We start from the raw sequence: 19,664 nt of genomic DNA on the forward strand, positions 1-19,664 counted from the left end.
GTGTGTCAAGGGCTTAAAAACGGCGCCCAGGCGCACTCCGCCCCACATTACGCCGGAACAGCGCCACGTCACGAGGGACGATGCGCCTTCTGCCCCCACTTCATGGGTTCGGCAGGGCTGTGGATAAGTTGTGGCCGGTGTCACATATCTGGGGTAGCTTGTTGTTTAGCTGAAACAGGGTCCGGTCAGGACGGGCCCTTCCACCAGGCTCGCGGGGGCTCGCATGATGACCAGCAGTTCGCACTCACAACCACATCCAGCCCAAGAACGCCGGCCCCGTCGGAGGCCCCGCCACGGCCTGAGAGTACGTGCCGCCCTGGCTGCCGCCGCACTGGTCCTCGCCGCCGGGCTTGCCCTCACCGGCTGCACCCATTCGGGCGCCCCGCCCAACGCGGCAAACAGCCCGACGGCGGCATCGACAACATCCGCGCCGGTAGCCACCAGCGCTGCACCCACGCCGGCACCGAGCCCGGTCTACCAGCCCGCCACGGCCAACGGCCCCGCGCAAAACGTTCCCGTCCCCGTCCTGCCCGCCAAGGCCAAGGAGTTCTCCAAAGCCGGGCTCGAAGCCTTCGCGCGCTATTGGTACTCCACGCTCGGCTACGCCTTCGAGACGGGCGACGCGAAACCCATGATGGCCATTAGTAATCCGGAATGCAAACCCTGCACGGCGATGAAGAGGGCCGTGCAGAATAACCATGCCGCGGACAAGTGGATCATGGGTGGACAAATCGTTGTCCAGAGTGTGTCGGGAAACATTGACCCAGCGCCCGATGGCAGCTACCAGACCATAACTATGGTTCGGCAAGAGCACGTAAAGTACTTCAATGCCGACAAGAGTCTTTCCGAAGACATGGGGGTAACAACCTCCGTTGCGGACATCGTTGTCACTCACTACGTCAATGGCCATTGGATCGCCGACACTGTGGAGCACCTTCAAGGCAGCAAGGTCGGCTGAGATGAGGCGTCGACACCTGTGGACGGCCTCGATACTCGCCTTGCTCGCGACGCAAGTTCTACCCTGCATGCCAAGCGTCGCCGAGGGCTCAGACCATGTCACATGGAACGATTCGGGCACCAAGTCACTCGTTTGGCAGCAGCTGCCCGGAGAAACGGATCACTGGGGTCAACTCCCATCTGCCGTGACCACCGACCCCTATATCTACCAATACAAACTCGCCTGCATGGCTGCCGATCAGGCCATGTACCCGGCGTGTTCAGCCAGCCTGCCCGAATGCAAGCAAGCCAAGAATGGAACAGCCGTCTACTGGTACCACTCACTGAGGATCCTGGCAAATCCTGTTTGGGTCTTCGATTCCGGCCCGTCTTGCATCTACGACGAGAAGCCTGTTGACATCCTTAAGGAGATCGCCGCGCAAATCAGCCACGAATTACAAAAGTCACCCATCCAACCTGCCACGGTCGGCTCCCAGCCCGGCCCCCACACCCTCCGCGGACAGGAAACCAACTTCTACGCCGACGCCTCAGAACAACAATTCAATCTCACCCTGCTCGGCCAAAAAGTCCACATCACCGCCACGCCCGCCACTTACACCTGGAATTACGGCGACGGCACCCTTTGGGGACCGACGATCAGCGCGGGTGCACCACTGCCCGACGACAGAATCGGCGAACAAACCAAAACCAGCCACGTCTACACCGCCACCGGCAAATACGCCATCACCGTCACCACCCACTTCAACGGCGTCTACAGCGTCAACGGCGGACCCGCCCTTCCCATCCCCGAACAAGGCCACTTCACCTCAAACCCTCTCGGTCTGACCGTCTGGCGCGCCGTCACGAAAAACTATGCCGACGACTGCAACCAAAACCCCGCGGGCGTCGGCTGCTAGGCAAACCAACCGGCGTCGGCAGCGACGACGCAAATTGAGAAGAAACCAAAAGAGCGCCCCGGCCACAACGGCCCGGGGCGCCCCGACTACTGACAAAACTAAGGCGAAACCAGCACCTCGACGCGCTGGAATTCCTTCAGGTCGGAATAGCCCGTGGTGGCCATCGACCGGCGCAGGGCCCCGATCAGGTTCGAGGCGCCGTCGGCCGAGTGGGCCGGGCCGTGAAGCACCTCGGCGAGCGTTCCCACGGTGCCCATCCTGACCCTGTGGCCCCGCGGAAGCTCTTGGTGGTGCGCTTCCGCACCCCAGTGCCAGCCCTGTCCTGGGGCCTCGGCCGCGCGGGACAGCGCGGCCCCGAGCATGACGGCGTCGGCGCCCATGGCGATGGCCTTGACGATATCGCCGCTGGAGCCCATGCCGCCGTCGGCAATCACGTGTACGTAGCGCCCGCCCGACTCATCCATGTAGTCGCGGCGCGCTGCGGCAACGTCCGAGATGGCGCTGGCCATGGGCGAGCGAATGCCCAGGGCCCGGCGGGTGGTGGTGGACGCGCCCCCGCCAAAACCGACCAGCACGCCGGCGGCGCCAGTCCGCATCAGGTGCAGCGCGGGCGTGTAGCCAGCAGCGCCGCCGACGATGACGGGCACGTCAAGTTCGTAAATGAACTGCTTGAGATTAAGCGGCTCGGTGGACTTCGAGACGTGCTCGGCGGACACGGTGGTCCCGCGGATCACGAAAATGTCGACTCCTGCGGCGACCACGGTCTTGTAGAACTCCTGCGTGCGTCCCGGCGTCAGCGAGCCGGCGACGGTCACGCCTGATGCGCGGATCTCCGCCAGGCGCTGGGTGATCAGCTCGGGCAGGATCGGCGCGCTGTAGAGCTGCTGCATGCGCAGTGTGGATTCGGGGTCAACCACGGAGCCTTCAAGCTGGGCAATCTCGTCCAACACCGGCTGCGGGTTTTCATAGCGGGTCCAGAGTCCTTCGAGGTCCAGGACGCCGAGGCCGCCGAGCTTTCCGAGCGAAATGGCGGTTTCCGGCGACATGACCGAGTCCATGGGCGCGCCGATGACGGGAGTTTCAAACTGGTACGCGTCGATCTGCCACTTTACGGAAACATCCTTGGGGTCGCGCGTCCTTCGGGAAGGGACAATCGCGATGTCATCCAGGGTGTAGGCACGGCGCCCACGCTTGCCACGGCCGATCTCGATCTCATAAGTCACGCCCCTAGCCTATCCCAGCAGGGCCCTCGGCCCGGAAACCCCCCAGCCCGGCCACGTTCGCGCAAGGGGGTCTCTTCGCGCGAGCGGGCCGCCCAGTGTAGAAAATGATTTCATGAACCGCTCCACCTACGAACGGCCGCCCGCCAGATAAGCTTGCGCGCATGAGCGAAACCGAATTGCGCATGACCGACCACGAGCTTCTGGCCCTGCTTTCCATGACCCCCACCGAGTCGGCGGCCACGACTTTGGGGCTGTTCCGTCTGGACCAGCATGCCGACAACGAACTGCTGCAGAACGCGGGCCTTACCACCCTGCTGGTCCGCGGGCTGGCCGAGACGCAGGGGGAGATAATTGTTCCCGTCGAACGTTGCGCCGTCGTGGGCACGGTGCTCTCGCAGGCGCAGGAATGGCTGGAAATTTCCCTGACCACGCCATCCACCGACCACGTGCTCTTTGCCGCCGGTTCCAACGTCGGGGCCGTTTTGCTGAGCCTAAGCCCCTTCGGCGTGCACGAGATCCAGCCCATCGAATCCGGTACCGCCATGCTGGCGCTGGGCCTGCATCTCTGCCGCGAATACTTGGTGGGCGCAGCCGAAGGACTTCCTGCCACCGCCGTCGTCAAGAGAGTGCGCGTCGGCCGCGAACCCGTCGTCGTCCAGCTGCGCGCCGTCGAATCCGAGAAATGGACATTGCGCTCCGGCGACGAGTCCGAGTTCACGGAAGAAGAAGTAGCCGCGGAGGATGCGCTGGTCCGCTTCGAGTCCGCCCTTAACGCCTGATTCCGCAGACGTCCGACATCACCACATCCGTGAGGTGGTGATCTCCAACCTCAACGGCCCGTGAGGTGGTGATCTCCAACCTCAACGGCCCGAGGGGTGGTGACCTCCAACCTCGACGGCCTGCGGCCGCGCCGGCTACTTGCTCAGGTAGTTCGGGGCCTCGACGGTCATCTGGATGTCGTGCGGGTGGGACTCCTTCAGCCCGGCCGCCGTGATGCGGACAAACTTGCCGCGCGCCTTCAGCTCGGGGATGGTCGGCGCGCCGACGTAGAACATGGTCTGGCGCAGCCCGCCCACCAGCTGGTAGGCCACGGATGACAGCGGCCCGCGGTAGGCCACACGGCCCTCGATGCCCTCGGGAATGAGCTTGTCGTCGCCGGAGACGTCCGCCTGGAAGTAGCGGTCCTTCGAGTAGGACGTGTTGTTGCCGCGCGACTGCATGGCCCCCAGGGAGCCCATGCCGCGGTACGTCTTGTACTGCTTGCCGTTGACGAAGACCAGCTCGCCCGGGGATTCCTCGGTGCCTGCAAGCAGGGAGCCCAGCATGACGGTGTCGGCGCCGGCGACCAGCGCCTTGCCGATGTCGCCCGAGTACTGCAGGCCGCCGTCGGCGATCAGGGGCACGCCGGCCGGGATGGCCGCCTTGGCGGATTCGTAGATGGCGGTGATCTGCGGGACGCCGACGCCGGCCACCACGCGGGTGGTGCAGATGGAGCCCGGGCCGACGCCCACCTTGACGCCGTCGGCGCCGGCGTCGATCAGGGCCTGGGCGCCTTCGCGGGTGGCGGCCTGGCCGCCGATCACGTCCACGTGGGCGGCCGCGGGATCGGACTTCAGCTTGGCGATCATTTCCAGCACACCCTGGCTGTGGCCGTTGGCGGTGTCCACGAACAGGGCGTCCACACCGGCATCGACCATGGTCATGGCCCGCTCGAGGCCGTCACCGAAGAACCCGATGGCAGCGCCCACGCGCAGGCGGCCGCCGTCGTCCTTCGTGGCCAGCGGGTACTGCTCGGCCTTCGCGAAGTCCTTCACGGTGATCAGTCCGCGCAGGTAGCCGGAGTCATCCACCAGGGGAAGCTTTTCAATCTTGTTCTTGCCCAGCAGCTTGGACGCATCCTCGCGGCTGATGCCAACGTGGCCGGTGACCAGCGGCATCGGCGTCATGACCTCGCGGACGCGGCGGTACGGGTAGTCGCTGTCCGGGATGAACACGGTGTCGCGGTTGGTGACGATGCCCACGAGGCGGCCGTCGGGGTCGACCACGGGCAGGCCGGAGACGCGGAAGCGGGCGCACAGCTCATCGAGGTCCGCCAGCGTCGCATCGGGGCCGACCGTCACGGGGTTCGTGATCATGCCCGACTCGCTGCGCTTGACCAGGTCCACTTCCTCGGCCTGGCGCTCAATGGAGAGGTTCCGGTGCACCACGCCCAGGCCGCCCTGCCGCGCCATGGCGATCGCCATGCGTGACTCCGTCACGGTGTCCATGGCTGCCGAGAGCAGCGGGGTTGCCACGGTGATCCGCTTGGAAATCCGCGAGCTGGTGTCCGCCTCGGACGGGATCACGTTCGTGTGGCCGGGAAGGAGCAGCACGTCGTCGTACGTCAGGCCAACGAAGGCGAAGGGATCATGGATTTCAGGCTGGGACACGAAGGCTCCTTGGCGGGGGTAGAACCGGTGGGGTGCGCATCCGATGGCCTGCCCCGTCATTACGGGGCTGGTCTGTGCGTTGGATACAGTCTAAAACGAATCGGCCGCTGGCCCTATTCCCCGCCATCTGGCGGTGTGCGCCACATCGGGCCGCGCTCACCTGGACCATTTGGTCGCGGCGAGGATGCGCTGCTCGAGGTCCGTCGCCATCGTCTTGACGTAGACCCAGGTCAGGTGGTTGTCGTCGAGGTACACCAGGACGTTGCCGACGACGGCGTCACAGGTGGAGTCCCTGCAGAGCCTGTCCTTGAGGCAGGAACCTGCGCTGCCCCGCAGCGTCGGCACCCACGACGGGCTCGGTTGCGCGCCGCCCCTTGCGTTTGGCCGGGTCCAGCGTTCCAATCGACATGCAACAGGCACTTTCAGGTTGTCGGCCCCGTCACGGACGGCCGGAAATTCCTATCCACGCTACCAACGCCGGGCCGGACAGCCGCAATTCGTGAGCCCGGACACATCCGCGCTGCCGCAGTGTCTCGTAGAATCTGTCCCACACCCGCCGGCAAGCAAAAGGAACCCGATGGCCCTGCAAATCCGCATTGTTACCCCCTCGGACCTCACCGGGTCCGTGGTGTCAATTGCCCGCGGCCATCCGGGCGTTTCGGAAATATCCGTCTTGTCCGGCGCATCGATGGTGCCCGCCGGCGATGTCATTGTCCTGCAGGCCGTTCGCGAAAGCGTGGAGATGCTTCTGCAAAAACTGCACACCCTCAACATCGCCAAGGTTGGGTCCGTCAGCGTCACGGCCCCGGAGCTGGTCATCTCCGAGCGGCTGGATGCGGCCGAGGAGGAAGTGGCCGGTGACGGGGCCGACGCCATCATCTGGGACGAGGTGGAACAGGACACCAGCGACGACTCCAAGTTGACGTGGAGCTACCTGGCATTCCTGGCCATCGCCGTCCAGCTGGCAGGAATCGGCATCGTCACGGATTCCACCATTGCCATTGTCGGGGCCATGGTGGTGGGCCCGGAGTTTGGGCCTCTGGCCGGCCTTGCCCTGGCCCTTGTGGACCGGCGGTGGAAGCTGGCGCGCCGTGCCGCGGCTGCCCTGTGCATCGGCTTTCCCCTTGCCATGGTCCTCGCGGCCCTGGCCGCGGCGGCCTCCAGCCGGCTGGGTCTGTTCAATCCCGCCGATGTCCTCGGGAACAACCGGGCCACGGAGTTCATCTACCACCCCGGGCCCTATTCCTTCATCGTGGCGGTGCTGGCCGGCGCGGCAGGCATGCTGTCACTCATCGGCAAGAAGTCCGCTGCCCTGGTGGGGGTGTTCATTTCGGTCACTACAGTCCCGGCCGCGGGGTACGTTGCCGTGGCGCTGGTGCTCGGCGAGCCGGGCAGGGCCGGCGGCTCAGCCTTGCAGCTGCTCCTAAATGTGGCCGGCATTGTCATAAGCGCGGCCGTGGTGCTGCTCGCCTACCGCCTGGTTCGACGCCGGCGCCCGGCGCCCACGCGCTACTCGGCGGAGTACGCGCAAGTGGCCATCGGCGGCGTAGGGGTCCGCAGCGCGTTTCGCCGCTGAACACAAGAATTGCCGCCGTTCCCGCAAAATGCCGCCGGTATATCGGTGGCAATGTGCGGGAACGGCGGCAATTTTTACGCGGGCCCCAGCTAAGCGCTAGTGGCTGTGGCCGGCTTCCTCGTCTTCGGCAGGCTTCTCCGTCACGAGCACCTCGGTGGTGAGCACCAGGGCTGCGATGGAGGCCGCGTTGCGCAGTGCCGAGCGCGTGACCTTGACCGGGTCGATGACACCGGCCTGGACCAGGTTCTCGTACACGCCGGTGGCTGCGTTGAAGCCGAAGCCGTCTTCCAGCTCGCCCACCTTGTGGACCACTACGTAGCCGTCATGGCCCGCGTTCTGGGCAATCCAGCGCAGCGGCTGGGCCACGGCCTTGCGGACCAGCTCGATGGCCGTCGCGGCGTCGCCCTCGAGGGCGGCAACCGTTGCGTCGTCGTCGAGCGCCTTGGCGGCCTGTACCAGGGCGGAACCGCCGCCGGCAACAATGCCTTCCTCCAAGGCGGCACGCGTTGCGGACACGGCGTCCTCAATGCGGTGCTTCTTTTCCTTCAGCTCAACCTCGGTGGCGGCGCCAACCTTGATCACGCCGATGCCGCCAGCCAGCTTGGCCAGGCGTTCCTGCAGCTTTTCCTTGTCCCAGTCGGAGTCGGTGCGCGCGAGCTCGGCGTGCAGCTGTGCCACGCGGTCGGCAACGTCCTCGGACGTGCCCGCACCGTCAACGATGGTGGTGTTGTCCTTGGTGACCGTGATGCGGCGGGCGGTGCCCAGCACTTCCAGGCCAACCTGGTCCAGGGACAGGCCGATCTCCGGGGAGACAACCTGGGCGCCGGTCAGGATCGCAATGTCCTGAAGCATGGCCTTGCGGCGGTCGCCAAAGCCGGGAGCCTTGACGGCAACCACGTTCAGCGTGCCGCGCAGGCGGTTGACGATCAGGGTGGAGAGCGCCTCGCCGTCAACGTCCTCGGCAATGATGAACAGCGGCTTGCCGGCCGAGAGCGCCTTTTCCAGCAGCGGCAGGAATTCCTGCAGGTTGGAGATCTTGCCCTGGTTGATGAGGATGAGCGCATCTTCCATGACGGCTTCCTGGCGTTCCGCGTCGGTGACGAAGTACGGGGACAGGTAGCCCTTGTCAAACTGCATGCCCTCGGTGAGGACCAGCTCGGTGGAGGTCGTGGAGGATTCCTCGATGGTGATGACACCATCCTTGCCAACCTTGTCGAAGGCCTCGGCGAGGAGGTCGCCGATTTCCTGGCTCTGCGCGGAGATGGCCGCAACTTCTGCCACCTGGCCGCCCTCGACCGGGCGGGCGTTCTCCAGCAGGCGCTTGGCAATGGCTTCCACGGAAACCTGGATGCCGCGCTTGAGCTCGCCGGGTGCGGCGCCGGCGGCAACGTTGCGCAGGCCTTCCTTGACCAGTGCCTGTGCCAGGACGGTGGCCGTGGTGGTGCCGTCGCCGGCAACATCGTTGGTCTTCGTGGCAACTTCCTTGGCCAGCTGTGCGCCAAGGTTCTCGTACGGGTCTTCCAGCTCCACCTCGCGGGCGATCGTGACGCCGTCGTTGGTGATCGTGGGGGCCCCCCACTTCTTGTCGAGCACCACGTTGCGGCCGCGCGGGCCCAGCGTGACCTTGACGGTGTCGGCCAGCTTGTCGATGCCGGCCTCCAGCGCCTTGCGTGCGCTGTCGTTGAATTCAAGCTGCTTAGCCATGTGTTTGTCCTTTCACGCAAAGGCCCCGCGGCGTGACCGTGTCCGGTCCCGGGCGCGGGGCTTTCACAAAGTGGTTACTTTACGACGATGGCCAGCACGTCACGGGCCGAAAGCACCAGCAGCTCTTCGCCGCCGGTCTTTACTTCGGTTCCACCGTACTTGGAGTAGATGACGACGTCGCCGACGGCAACATCGATCGGGACGCGGTTGCCGTTGTCGTCAACGCGGCCGGGGCCCACTGCCACAACTTCGCCCTCCTGGGGCTTTTCCTTGGCAGTGTCCGGGATGACCAGCCCGGAAGCGGTGGTCTGCTCTGCTTCGAGCTGGCGGACAACAATACGATCCTCAAGAGGCTTAATAGAGACCGACACTCGGACCTCCCCTTCACATAACTAAATTCATGGATGGCTCAAGGACGCCTGACCTGTTGCGGGATCCCAACCGTCGTCGCGGTGCCGGTGATGACCCCCAGGACGAGCAGTCCAAGGTGTTAGCACCCTCGGGGTGAGAGTGCTAACCCGACTCTATTGAATTGATTAGCACTCGGTCAAGGCGAGTGCCAGTAAACCTGGCTAAAAGTGCGACGGCGGAGGGCCGGGTTTCGCTTCCGGCGCACGGTGGGCGGCACTTGGCCGGGCAACGGGGCTGTTGCCGACGCGGCCCGGCGGTGCAAGCATGGCTTGCATGACACCAGGCCACGCGCCCGTTCACGTCCGAGGGCTCACGAAGTCCTATGGGGGCGCCACCGCCGTCGACGGCATCAACTTTGAGATCAACGACGGCGAAACCTTTGCCCTGCTCGGCCCCAACGGCGCCGGGAAAAGCACCACCATTGAAATCCTGGAGGGGTACCGGGACCGCAGCGGCGGGGAGGTGACCGTACTGGGCACCGACCCGCAGCGCGGCGGACTGGCCTGGAAGGCGCAGCTGGGAATCGTGCTGCAGTCCAGCGGGGAGAGCGGCAACGTCACCGTGCGGGAGCAGCTGAAGCATTTTGCCGGCTACTACCCGAACCCGCGCAACGTCGGTGAGGTCATGGAGGCGGTGGGCCTGGCGTCCCAGGCGAAGACCCGGATCAGCAAGCTGTCCGGCGGGCAGCGCCGCCGCGTGGACGTGGCGCTGGGCATCATCGGACGGCCCAGGCTGCTGTTCCTGGACGAGCCCACCACCGGCTTCGACCCGCAGGCACGGCACCAGTTTTGGGGGCTGGTCAACGGCCTCAAGGACGAAGGCACCACCATCCTGCTCACGACCCACTACCTGGACGAGGCCGCCACGCTGGCGGACCGCGCCGGCGTGATTGTGGGCGGAAGGCTCGTGGACATCGGCCCGATCGACCAGATCGGCGGGGCCGGCGCCAGGGTGCCGATCGTGCGGTGGCGGCAGGACGGCGTCGTACGTTCAGAGCGCACCAGCGCACCGTCCGCGCTCGCGGCACGGCTGTATGCCGAGGCCGGCCGCGAGGTCGAGGGTCTGGAAATCACCCGGCCCAGCCTGGAGGACATTTACCTGGACCTGGTGGGCGCCCAGGCCGGCGCAGCGGACGACGTGGAGGGCGCGGCATGAGGACGCTGCGCCTGGGATGGTCGCGCATCGGCTACGAGCTGCGGACGTATTTCCGCCAGGGCGACTCGGTGTTCTTCACCTTCCTGTTCCCGATCCTGATGCTCTCCGTGTTTGCCGTGGCGTTCAGCACCAGCCCGAACATCGGCGCGGCGCCGGACGGCAGCGGCGGCATCACCTGGGCGGCGTTTTACGTCCCCGGCATGGTGGCCGCCGGCATGCTGCTCAGCGGCGTGCAGAACCTGGGCGTGGACATTGCCCAGGAGAAGGGCGACGGCACGCTCAAGCGCCTCGGCGGCACGCCCCTGCCGGTATTTTCCTACTTTTGCGGCAAAATCGGCATGGTCCTGGCCAGCTCCATCATGCAGGCGGCGCTGCTGCTGTTCGTGGCGCGCTTTGCGTTCAACGTGCCCATGCCCTCGGATGCCGGCAGGTGGTTCACGTTTGCCTGGGTGTTCCTCTTTGGCGTCATCACCAGCTGCGTGCTGGGCATTGCGCTCTCCGCCCTGCCGCGCACCGGCAAGTCCGCGACGGCGGTGGTCATCCCGATTGTGCTGCTGCTGCAGTTCATCTCCGGCGTCTACCTGAATTTTGCGCAACTGCCCGGCTGGCTGCAAAACGTGGCCAGCATCTTCCCGTTGAAGTGGATGGCGCAGGGCATGCGGGCGGTGTTCCTGCCGGAGTCCTTTGAAGCCATCGAGCCCGGCGGGGCGTGGAACCTGGACCAGGTGGCGCTGGTCATGGGCCTGTGGCTGGTGGTGGGATTGATCCTGTGCCGCATGACCTTCCGCTGGATCCGCAAGGACACCTGACCTTCCGGGCGGTTCCCGGCTTCCGGACGGTGCCCGGGGCAGCCGCCGCGGCCAGTAGGCTGGTTCCATGGCCACCGACGCAATATCCCCGCTCCTGACCGTCGACGGCTGGGAACTTTTGTCCTCCCTTGGCCCGTACTCCGATGCCGGCTCGCTCAAGCTCAACGAGACCCTGCGGAAGGCCGGCCACTCCCCCGAACTCGTCGCCGCGGCCCTCACGCAATCCCGGCTCCGGGCCAGGGCGGAAGCCAAGTTTGGCGAGTTTGCCAGCCAGATGCTGTTCACCCAGGCCGGGCTGGAACAGGCGACCCGGCTGGGCATCGCCGCCCTCCACGCGCAGCGGTTTACGACGGCGGGAATCACCTCCGTGGCCGACCTTGGCTGCGGCATCGGGGCGGACTCCCTGGCCATGGCCAGCCTGGACATCCACGTCACGGCCGTGGAAATGGACGAGCTCACCGCCGCCTGCGCCACGGTGAACCTCATGCCGTTCCCGCAGGCCACGGTGGTGTGCGCCCAGGCGGAGGAGGTGGACCTGGCCGGCGTCGGCGGCATCTGGCTGGACCCGGCCCGCCGCACCACCAGCACCTCCGGCACCACCCGCCTTTTTGACCCGGAGGCCTTCTCCCCCCCGCTGTCCTTCGTGGAAAAGCTGGCCGATTCGGGCAGGGCCGTGGGCGTGAAGATGGGCCCCGGCATCCCGCACGACGCCGTGCCGGCCACCGCGGAAGCCCAATGGGTTTCCGTCAACGGCGACGTCGTGGAGGCCGGCCTGTACTTCAACGCGCTCGCGCGCCCCGGCGTGCGCCGCGCCGCGCTGGTCATCGGCCCGCACGGGACCGCGGAGCTGACCAGCGGCGCGGGCTACGACCCGGCCGCCCAGGACGTGGAGACCGGCCCCGTCTCCGGATACCTCTACGAGCCCGACGGCGCCGTGATCCGTGCCGGGCTGGTGGCCGAGCTGGCCCGCGCCATCGGCGCCCACCTGCTGGACCCGCACATCGCCTACCTGTGCGCGGATGAACCCGTCGAGACGCCCTTCGCCCGCGCCTACAAGGTGCTGGAGGTCAGGCCGTTCAACGTCAAGGCGCTCAAAAGCTGGGTCAAGGCGAACCGGATCGGCGTCCTGGACATCAAGAAGCGCGGCGTGTCCACCACGCCCGAGGAGCTGCGCCGGCAGCTGCTGACGGGCTCCGGGAAGGGTCCCAACAAGGCGACCCTAATCCTCACCAGGATCGGCGAGGAGAGGGTCGCGGTCGTGGTTGAGCCGTTTGGCCCGGTGGACGCCCCCCGCTCGCTCTAGCCGGTTCCCGCCCCACGCACAGACGCTCCCGCAGATCCGGGGCGTTACTGCCAGACGCTCCTTCAGATCCGGGGCGTTATTGCCAGACGCTCCTTCATCCTGGTGCAGGAGCGTTGCTCGAAAAGCCCCCGGACGTGCAGGAGCGTCTCTTGATGGGACAGGCCGCGGCGGCGCCGGGCGTGGGACTACTGCCGCGAGAAGGCTGACGCCTCCCGGACCAGCTCGGGGCTGGGCCGCACGCCGGTGTAGAGCACAAACTGCTCCTCAGCCTGGATCGCGATGACTTCCGCGCCGGTGATGACCCGCTTGCCGGCGGCCCGCGCCGCCTTGACCAGGGGCGTTTCCGAGGGAAGGGCGACGACGTCAAACACCACCTGCGAGGCCGCCACCTGGGCGTCGTTGAAGGACTGGACGCCCTCATCCGGCCCGGACATCCCCAGCGGCGTGACGTTGATGAGCAGCTGCGCCGTGGCCCCGTCCGCTTCCGGCAGCCAGGCGAAACTGTAGAGGCCGGCGAGCGCGCGGCCCGCTTCCTCGTTGCGGGCCACAATCGTGACGTCCGACAGCCCGGCGTCGCGCACGGCGGCCGCCACGGCCTTGGCCATACCGCCGGAGCCGCGCAGCAGGACGGAGGTGTCGGTGGGGATTTTGTGGGCGGCGAGCAGCCGGGCGATGGCCAGGTAGTCGGTGTTGTACGCGGTGAGAATGCCGCCGTCGTTCACGATCGTGTTGACGGAGTCGATGGCCGCGGCGGAGGCATCCATGGCGTCAACCATGGCAATCACGTCCTCCTTGTACGGCATGGACACGGCCGCGCCGCGAATCCCCAGCCCGCGGATGCCTGCCACGGCTTGGGCCAGGTCCGCCGGCGCGAAGGCCTTGTAGACGTAGTTCAGGCCCAGCGCGTCATAGAGGTAGTTATGGAATCGCGTGCCGATGTTGCTGGGCCGCGCGGCCAGGGAAATGCACAACGTCATGTCTTTATTCAGAATAGGCACACACCCATTGTGCCTGCATACCTGAACTACAATCAGAATGCAGCCGGCACCCTTGCCGCATTGCAACACAATTCCACCAATGCCAAGGGGGCGTCCCTAGTGAAGATTGATTTCGCTAAATCTGAGCAGTCCACTCTGGGCTTGGAGTGGGAAATCGCGCTGGTTGACCCGAAAACCGGCGAATTGGCCGCCCGCGCCGATGAAATGTTTGCGAACATCTCCGCGGCCCATCCGGACGCCATGGCCGGCGGCGAGCACCCGCACATCAAGGGCGAGATGCTCCAAAACACCGTGGAGTTGGTCACAGGGGTCAGCCACACCGTGGCGGAGGGCCTGGCGGACCTGCGCGGCAACCTGACCGTCCTCCGGGAGGCCGCCGGACCCTTGGGACTGGAACTGCTCAGCGCCGGCACCCACCCGTTCAGCAACCCGCGCACCCAGGCTGTCACCGACAAGGAACGGTACGCCAAGCTCGTTGACCGCACCCAGTGGTGGGGGAGCCAGATGCTCATCTACGGCGTGCACGTCCATGTCGGCCTGGACCATGTCTCCAAGGCCATGCCCGTCCTGGACGGGCTGGTCAACTACTTCCCCCACTTCCAGGCGCTCTCGGCGTCGTCCCCGTTCTGGAATGGCGAAGACACCGGCTACGCCTCGCAGCGTGCCCTGATGTTCCAGCAGCTGCCCACGGCGGGCCTGCCGTTCCAGTTCCCGGACTGGGCCGCGTACGAATCCTATGTGCAGGACATGTTTACCACGGGCGTCATTGACGCGGCCAATGAAATCCGCTGGGACATCCGCCCCGTGGCGAACCTGGGCACCATTGAGATGCGGATCTGCGACGGCATGTCCACGCTGGCGGAGATTGGCTCCATTGCCGCACTCACCCAGTGCCTCGTGGAGGACTTCTCCACAACCCTGGACGACGGCGGCACCATCCCCACCATGCCGCCGTGGCACGTGCAGGAAAACAAGTGGCGCGCCGCCCGCTACGGCATGGACGCCATCATCATCCTGGACGCCGCCGGCAAGGAACAGCTGGTCACCGACCACACGCTCGAACTGCTGAACAAGCTCGAACCCGTCGCCGCCCGCCTCGGCTGCGCCAAGGAACTGGCCGGCGTCGAGGACATCATCACCGGCGGCGCCGGCTACCAGCGCCAGCGCCGCGTCGCGGCAGCGCACCAGGGCGACCTGCGCGCCGTCGTGCGTGAACTGGTGGCGGAGATGGCAGGGAACTGACGCTCCCTCGTTGAGGTTCGAGATCACGACGCCCCAGGCGGAGCGCAGCGGTGATTATCTCGAACCTCAACGAGCGGAGGGGTGGTGGTCTCGAACGCGCGGCGGCAGCCGGCATTGAGGCCGTTGACGCCCCCTACTCCGGCAGGACAAGCAACTCAAGGTAGTCGCGCAGGCACCCCGCCATGTCGATGCGCTCCGGCGCCATGAGCCACTGCGTCTGGATGCCGTCCCACAGGGCAATCAGGCTGGCTGCGGCACGCTCGGGGTCAACGCCCGAGCGCAGCCGGCCCTCCGCCGCGAGCGCCGAAAACGCCCGCACGTAGCTGCGGCGCAGCCGTTCATAGCGCTCCGTGAAGTACTCCAGCCCGGGGTGGTTGTCCGTGACGGATTCGGCGCACAGCACCGTGTAGAGCTCGATGACGCCCGGCACCGTCTCGTTGAAGCGCGCCTGCCGCACCACGGCGTCGACCAGGGTTTCCTCCGGGTCGCCCGGGTTGCCGTCGCCGGTGACGGAATCCCGCCAGTGCAGCACTGCCAGCAGCAAATCACTTTTCGACGGGAAATAGTGCAGCAGGCTGGTCTGGCTCATCCCCACCCTGTCCGCCACGTCCTGCAGCGAGCCGCCGCGGTACCCGTGGGCGGCAAAGACCTCGTAGGCGGCTTGGACGATGCTCCCGCGGCGTTGTTTGGACTTCGCGTAGGGTCCGCGCTTTGCCGGCCGCTGCGCTGATGAGGTGGTCATGGCATGCCAGCTTAGACCACGCGCCCGATCCATCGTCGTCAAATTCGAGTACCCGCTCAAATTTTGTGGTAGCTTCTTGTCCATTCCACAACCGGCGGAGTCCTGCCCTCCAACATTCCGCCCGCCATTGCCATTATCGTGCCGCAGCGCTGTTGGCGCGGCGGCCCCAGACGAAGGATCAGCCACGTGATGACATCGCCCCGCTCACTTCCGGCCACCGGTTCCCCCCTCGGCGGGAGCTACGTCACGGACCGCGGCCCGGGTACCGGGCGCCGCGTCCCGGCGCGCTCCTGGCTCCACAGCGACGCCCCCTCCCTCTCGCTCAACGGGGACTGGCGCTTCCGCCTGCTGCCCGGCGTCCCCGGCACCCCGGACGGCCCCGCCCTTCCCGACGGCGAGGACGTGGAAGGCGTCGCCGCGGAGTCCTTCGACGACGCCGGCTGGGACACCCTGCCCGTCCCCTCTCACTGGGTGCTGCAAGAAGACGGGAAATACGGCCGCCCCCTTTACACCAACGTCCAATACCCGTTCCCGACCGACCCGCCCCACGTGCCCGACGCCAACCCCACGGGCGACTACCGGCGCCATTTTGACGTCCCCGCCGCCTGGCTTGAAAGTACGACGGCGGCGCTCACCCTGCGCTTTGACGGCGTCGAGTCGCGCTACAAGGTGTGGGTGAACGGAACCGAGATCGGCGTGGGCTCCGGCAGCCGCCTGGCCCAGGAATTTGACGTCACGGCCGCCCTGCGGGCCGGGTCCAACCTGCTGGTGGTGCGCGTGCACCAGTGGTCCGCCGCCAGCTACCTGGAGGACCAGGACCAGTGGTGGCTGCCGGGCATCTTCCGCGACGTCACGTTGCAGGCCCGCCCGGCCGGCGGCATCACCGACGCCTGGCTGCGCACCGGCTGGACCGCCGGAGCGCAAAGGTCCGCCACGGGCACGGGCACCATCGACCCGGAGATCACCGCCCCCGCGGATGCCTTCCCGGTGACGCTTGAGGTGCCCGGGCTGGGAGTGTCGGTCCGCTGGGACTCCCCGTCCGACGTCGTGCCCCTGGCCCTCGACGGCGTGGAACCGTGGTCCGCGGAGGTCCCCCGGCTCTACGACGCCACCGTGTCCAGCGCGGCGGAAACCATTTCGCTGCGCCTGGGCTTCCGCACGGTGGAGATCGTGGGCGACCGCTTCCTGGTCAACGGCCGGCGGGTGGTGTTCCACGGCGTCAACCGGCACGAGACCCATCCGGACCGCGGCCGCGTCTTTGACGACGCGGACGCCCGGGCGGACCTGGCACTGATGAAGCGGTTCAACGTCAACGCCATCCGCACCAGCCACTACCCGCCGCACCCGCGGCTGCTGGACCTGGCCGACGAATTGGGGTTCTGGGTCATCCTGGAGTGTGACCTCGAGACCCACGGCTTCGAATCCGGCGGCTGGGTGGACAACCCCAGCGACGACCCCGCCTGGCGCGACGCCTATCTGGACCGGATCGAGCGCACGGTGGAACGGGACAAGAACCACCCGTCCATCATCATGTGGTCGCTGGGCAACGAGTCCGGCACCGGCGCCAACCTGGCCGCCATGTCCGCCTGGGTCCATGCTCGCGACACCGGCCGGCCGGTTCATTACGAAGGCGACTACACCGGCGCCTACACCGACGTGTACTCGCGCATGTACTCCTCCATTCCCGAAACCGACGCGATTGGCCGGGACGATTCCCGCGCCCTGCTGCTGGGCTGTTCCGCCGCCGAATCGGCCCGGCAGCGCACCAAGCCGTTCGTCCTGTGCGAATACGTCCACGCCATGGGCAACGGCCCGGGCGCCATCGACCAGTACGAGGACCTGGTGGACAAATACCGGCGCCTGCACGGCGGATTCGTCTGGGAGTGGCGGGACCACGGCATCCGCACGACGACGGCGGACGGCACCGAATTCTTCGCCTACGGGGGCGACTTTGGCGAGGTGGTCCACGACTCCAACTTCGTCATGGACGGCATGGTCCTCTCCGATTCCACCCCCACGCCCGGATTGTACGAATACAAGCAGGTCGTCTCCCCCCTCCGCCTCGCCCTCACGCAGGACGACGGCGGCGCGCCCCGCCTGGCTTTCGCCAACCTGCGGCACACGGCCGACGCGTCCGACGTCGTGCTGCGTTGGCGTGTGGAGCACGACGGCGCGGAAACGGCGGCGGGCGAGGTGGACGCCGCCGCCCCTGGGGGCGCACCGCTCGCGGCCGGCGATTCCACGGACATTTCGCTTCCGCCCGTGGCGGCAGCCAGGCACGGCGAAACCTGGCTGACCGTGGAGGCGGTGCTCCGCGAGGCCACCGCGTGGGGGCCGGCCGGCCACGTGCTGTCCGCAACACAGCTGGACTGTTCGGCGCCCCGCACCCCGGCCAGGCCCCCGCGTCCCGCCGTCCAGCCGGCGGGTCCGGCAGCGGGCGCCCTCACGCTGGGCCCGGCCCGGTTCGACGCCGGCCGCCTGGTTTCACTGGCCGGCTCGCCCGTGGACGGTCCCCGGCTTGAGCTCTGGCGGGCGCCGACAGACAACGACGAGGGGGCGGGCTTCGGTTCGTATGACCTCGCCGACCCCTGGCTGAACAGCGGCAGGGGCGTGCCGGCGCCGTCGTCCGCGAGCGGATGGCGCGCCGCGGGACTCGACCGGCTGACCGGCCGCGTCGAAGACGTTGCCTCGCTGGACGGGGGCCTGCGCGTGCGCACACGTTACGCGGCCGCCAACAGCCGCAACACCGTGGCCGTGGAGGAAAACTGGCAGCTGGCCGACGACGAACTGTGGCTGCGGATCGACATCACGCCGAGCTCCGGCTGGGACATGGTGTGGCCGCGCATCGGCGTCCGCCTGGACCTGCCCGTTTCGGTGGACGGGGCCTCCTGGTTTGGCGCCGGGCCCCGGGAGTCCTACCCGGACAGCATGCATGCGGCGCTGGTGGGGCGCCACGCCGAAACGCTGGACGGGCTGGGCGTGCCTTACGCCCGGCCGCAGGAAAGCGGGCACCGGAGAGGCCTGCGATCCCTGGAGCTGTCCCGGGACGGCGCGCCGTGGCTGCGCATCGACGCCGAACCGGACGCGGCGGGGCGGCGGCCGGGATTCACCCTCGCCCGCCACACGGCCCAGCAGGTGGCCGGTGCGGCGCATCCGCACGAGCTGCCGGCACCACGCCACAGCCACCTGTACCTGGATGCGGCCCAGCACGGCCTGGGCTCGCGCGCGTGCGGGCCGGATGTCTGGCCGGACTTCGCGCTGCGCCCCGAGGCCCGGACGCTGGTGTTCAAGATCACCGCAGCCTGACGCCGCCGGACCCCTTTCGAGGGCAAATCTTAGGAAATTCTTAGATCCCGTGCGGGACAGTGGAGGAAAGGCCCCTTGGGCCGCCTCCCTGTCCGCGCACGAATCGGAGAAACACTTGCCGCACCCCGTTCCAGCCCACGAGTACCGCCACGGCCATCCGGCCAGCTCCTCCGGCCGCACGTCGCTGCCACAGCAGACCCGCCTGGCCATGCTTCCGCAGCTCCGGCTATGGGGCGTGTGGGTGGCGCTGCTGTCCGCGGCCGTGCTGACCCTGGGATTTGTCGCCACCGACATGCGCGGATTCAGCACCAACGAGTTCACCGTCGACCAGGAGCTCAGCCGCAACCACGACGGCTTCCTGACCGCCGTGGCCATGACCCTGAACTACCTGTTTTCCCCGGCCGGAGGAATCGCCATCATCGCCCTGTGCGCGCTGTTCCTGCTGGTGGTGCGCAAATCCCCCGTGAACGCCATCGCCTTTGGCGGCACGGCCGCCGCCGGCTACCTGTCCAGCCAGTTCTTCAAGGTGATCGTTGAGCGCCAGCGCCCCAACCCGGCCCTCCTCTTTGACCCCTTGGCACCGGAAACCGGCTCCAACAGCTTTCCCAGCGGCCACGTGGCCCTGGCCGTCGGACTGGCCTGGGCGTTCTGGTTCCTGGCGCGGAACACCCGCTGGTCCCGGCTGTCGGTCATCCTGGGCATCCTGGTGCCCGTGGTTGTGGCATTGTCGCGGCTTTACGTCGGCGTCCACTACCCCAGCGACGTCATTGGATCCTTCCTGGCCTCCACGGCCGCGGTGATCCTCTTCGTCGGCGTCTGGAACCGGTTCCAGGGGAGCATCCTGCCGCGCATACCCCTCCTGGACCGCTTCGGCCCGGTCTGCCCCGACGCTGTCCCCGCAGCCCACTCCTGA

Annotated in this window: 17 protein-coding genes; 10 read left to right on the forward strand and 7 right to left on the reverse strand. The window is 67.2% G+C overall.

Annotated elements, in window-relative coordinates:
- Nucleotides 1–223 precede the first annotated feature (223 nt).
- On the forward strand, nucleotides 224–958 hold the full coding sequence (locus DMB86_RS18740; RefSeq protein WP_113719113.1) for a DUF6318 family protein: 735 nt from the start codon (nucleotides 224–226) through the stop codon (nucleotides 956–958).
- A 40-nt stretch (nucleotides 959–998) separates the two neighbouring features.
- Nucleotides 999–1,853 carry a PKD domain-containing protein gene (locus tag DMB86_RS21235; protein ID WP_227878499.1) on the forward strand — a complete coding sequence of 285 codons (855 nt, stop codon included), beginning with the start codon at nucleotides 999–1,001 and terminating at the stop codon, nucleotides 1,851–1,853.
- Nucleotides 1,854–1,951: 98 nt separating this feature from the next.
- Here the strand turns inward: DMB86_RS21235 and DMB86_RS18750 are convergent, their stop codons facing one another.
- A complete protein-coding gene (locus DMB86_RS18750; RefSeq protein ID WP_113719114.1) occupies nucleotides 1,952–3,076 on the reverse strand; it encodes a GuaB3 family IMP dehydrogenase-related protein in 1,125 nt (374 codons plus the stop codon).
- Nucleotides 3,077–3,237: 161 nt separating this feature from the next.
- On the opposite strand from DMB86_RS18750, the gene DMB86_RS18755 reads away from it, so the two are divergent.
- Nucleotides 3,238–3,855: a hypothetical protein gene (locus tag DMB86_RS18755; RefSeq protein WP_113719115.1), complete on the forward strand. Its 618-nt coding sequence runs from the start codon at nucleotides 3,238–3,240 to the stop codon at nucleotides 3,853–3,855.
- Between the two features lie 135 nt (nucleotides 3,856–3,990).
- Here the strand turns inward: DMB86_RS18755 and guaB are convergent, their stop codons facing one another.
- Both guaB and DMB86_RS18765 read right to left on the reverse strand, forming a co-directional pair.
- Nucleotides 3,991–5,505 carry an IMP dehydrogenase gene (gene guaB, locus DMB86_RS18760; RefSeq protein WP_113719116.1) on the reverse strand — a complete coding sequence of 505 codons (1,515 nt, stop codon included), beginning with the start codon at nucleotides 5,503–5,505 and terminating at the stop codon, nucleotides 3,991–3,993.
- A 156-nt stretch (nucleotides 5,506–5,661) separates the two neighbouring features.
- Nucleotides 5,662–5,907, reverse strand: a complete 246-nt coding sequence (locus DMB86_RS18765) for a hypothetical protein (RefSeq protein WP_129545601.1) — start codon at nucleotides 5,905–5,907, stop codon at nucleotides 5,662–5,664.
- Nucleotides 5,908–6,082: 175 nt separating this feature from the next.
- Between DMB86_RS18765 and DMB86_RS18770 the strand changes: the two genes are divergently transcribed.
- Nucleotides 6,083–7,081 carry a DUF389 domain-containing protein gene (locus tag DMB86_RS18770; protein WP_113719118.1) on the forward strand — a complete coding sequence of 333 codons (999 nt, stop codon included), beginning with the start codon at nucleotides 6,083–6,085 and terminating at the stop codon, nucleotides 7,079–7,081.
- Nucleotides 7,082–7,177: 96 nt separating this feature from the next.
- Here DMB86_RS18770 and groL read toward each other — a convergent pair whose 3' ends face one another.
- Together groL and groES are read right to left on the reverse strand one after the other, a co-directional pair.
- On the reverse strand, nucleotides 7,178–8,785 hold the full coding sequence (gene groL, locus DMB86_RS18775; RefSeq protein ID WP_113719119.1) for a chaperonin GroEL: 1,608 nt from the start codon (nucleotides 8,783–8,785) through the stop codon (nucleotides 7,178–7,180).
- A gap of 74 nt (nucleotides 8,786–8,859) precedes the next feature.
- Nucleotides 8,860–9,156 carry a co-chaperone GroES gene (groES, locus tag DMB86_RS18780; protein ID WP_113719120.1) on the reverse strand — a complete coding sequence of 99 codons (297 nt, stop codon included), beginning with the start codon at nucleotides 9,154–9,156 and terminating at the stop codon, nucleotides 8,860–8,862.
- A gap of 313 nt (nucleotides 9,157–9,469) precedes the next feature.
- On the opposite strand from groES, the gene DMB86_RS18785 reads away from it, so the two are divergent.
- From DMB86_RS18785 to DMB86_RS18795, 3 genes are all read left to right on the forward strand, one after another.
- A complete protein-coding gene (locus tag DMB86_RS18785) occupies nucleotides 9,470–10,351 on the forward strand; it encodes an ABC transporter ATP-binding protein (RefSeq protein WP_113719121.1) in 882 nt (293 codons plus the stop codon).
- On the forward strand, nucleotides 10,348–11,160 hold the full coding sequence (locus DMB86_RS18790; RefSeq protein ID WP_113719122.1) for an ABC transporter permease: 813 nt from the start codon (nucleotides 10,348–10,350) through the stop codon (nucleotides 11,158–11,160). Before DMB86_RS18785 ends, DMB86_RS18790 begins: the two co-directional genes overlap by 4 nt.
- Nucleotides 11,161–11,227: 67 nt before the next feature.
- Entirely contained in the window at nucleotides 11,228–12,463 is a 1,236-nt protein-coding gene (locus DMB86_RS18795; protein WP_113719123.1) for a class I SAM-dependent methyltransferase, read from the forward strand.
- Between the two features lie 185 nt (nucleotides 12,464–12,648).
- Here DMB86_RS18795 and DMB86_RS18800 read toward each other — a convergent pair whose 3' ends face one another.
- Nucleotides 12,649–13,440, reverse strand: coding sequence for a shikimate 5-dehydrogenase (locus DMB86_RS18800; protein WP_113719124.1), 792 nt, complete (start codon nucleotides 13,438–13,440; stop codon nucleotides 12,649–12,651).
- Between the two features lie 120 nt (nucleotides 13,441–13,560).
- Between DMB86_RS18800 and DMB86_RS18805 the strand changes: the two genes are divergently transcribed.
- The gene (locus DMB86_RS18805) at nucleotides 13,561–14,703 is read left to right on the forward strand and encodes a glutamate--cysteine ligase (protein ID WP_113719700.1); all 1,143 of its coding nucleotides are present in this window, start codon (nucleotides 13,561–13,563) and stop codon (nucleotides 14,701–14,703) included.
- A gap of 133 nt (nucleotides 14,704–14,836) precedes the next feature.
- Here DMB86_RS18805 and DMB86_RS18810 read toward each other — a convergent pair whose 3' ends face one another.
- Entirely contained in the window at nucleotides 14,837–15,445 is a 609-nt protein-coding gene (locus DMB86_RS18810) for a TetR/AcrR family transcriptional regulator (RefSeq protein ID WP_113719125.1), read from the reverse strand.
- Nucleotides 15,446–15,634: 189 nt separating this feature from the next.
- Here DMB86_RS18810 and DMB86_RS18815 point away from each other — a divergent pair, with 189 nt between their 5' ends.
- Together DMB86_RS18815 and DMB86_RS18820 are read left to right on the forward strand one after the other, a co-directional pair.
- Entirely contained in the window at nucleotides 15,635–18,751 is a 3,117-nt protein-coding gene (locus DMB86_RS18815; protein ID WP_113719126.1) for a glycoside hydrolase family 2 TIM barrel-domain containing protein, read from the forward strand.
- Nucleotides 18,752–18,866: 115 nt separating this feature from the next.
- Nucleotides 18,867–19,664, forward strand: a complete 798-nt coding sequence (locus DMB86_RS18820) for a phosphatase PAP2 family protein (protein WP_227878500.1) — start codon at nucleotides 18,867–18,869, stop codon at nucleotides 19,662–19,664.

The sequence above is a fragment of the Arthrobacter dokdonellae genome (assembly GCF_003268655.1).
Lineage (GTDB): Bacteria > Actinomycetota > Actinomycetes > Actinomycetales > Micrococcaceae > Specibacter > Specibacter dokdonellae.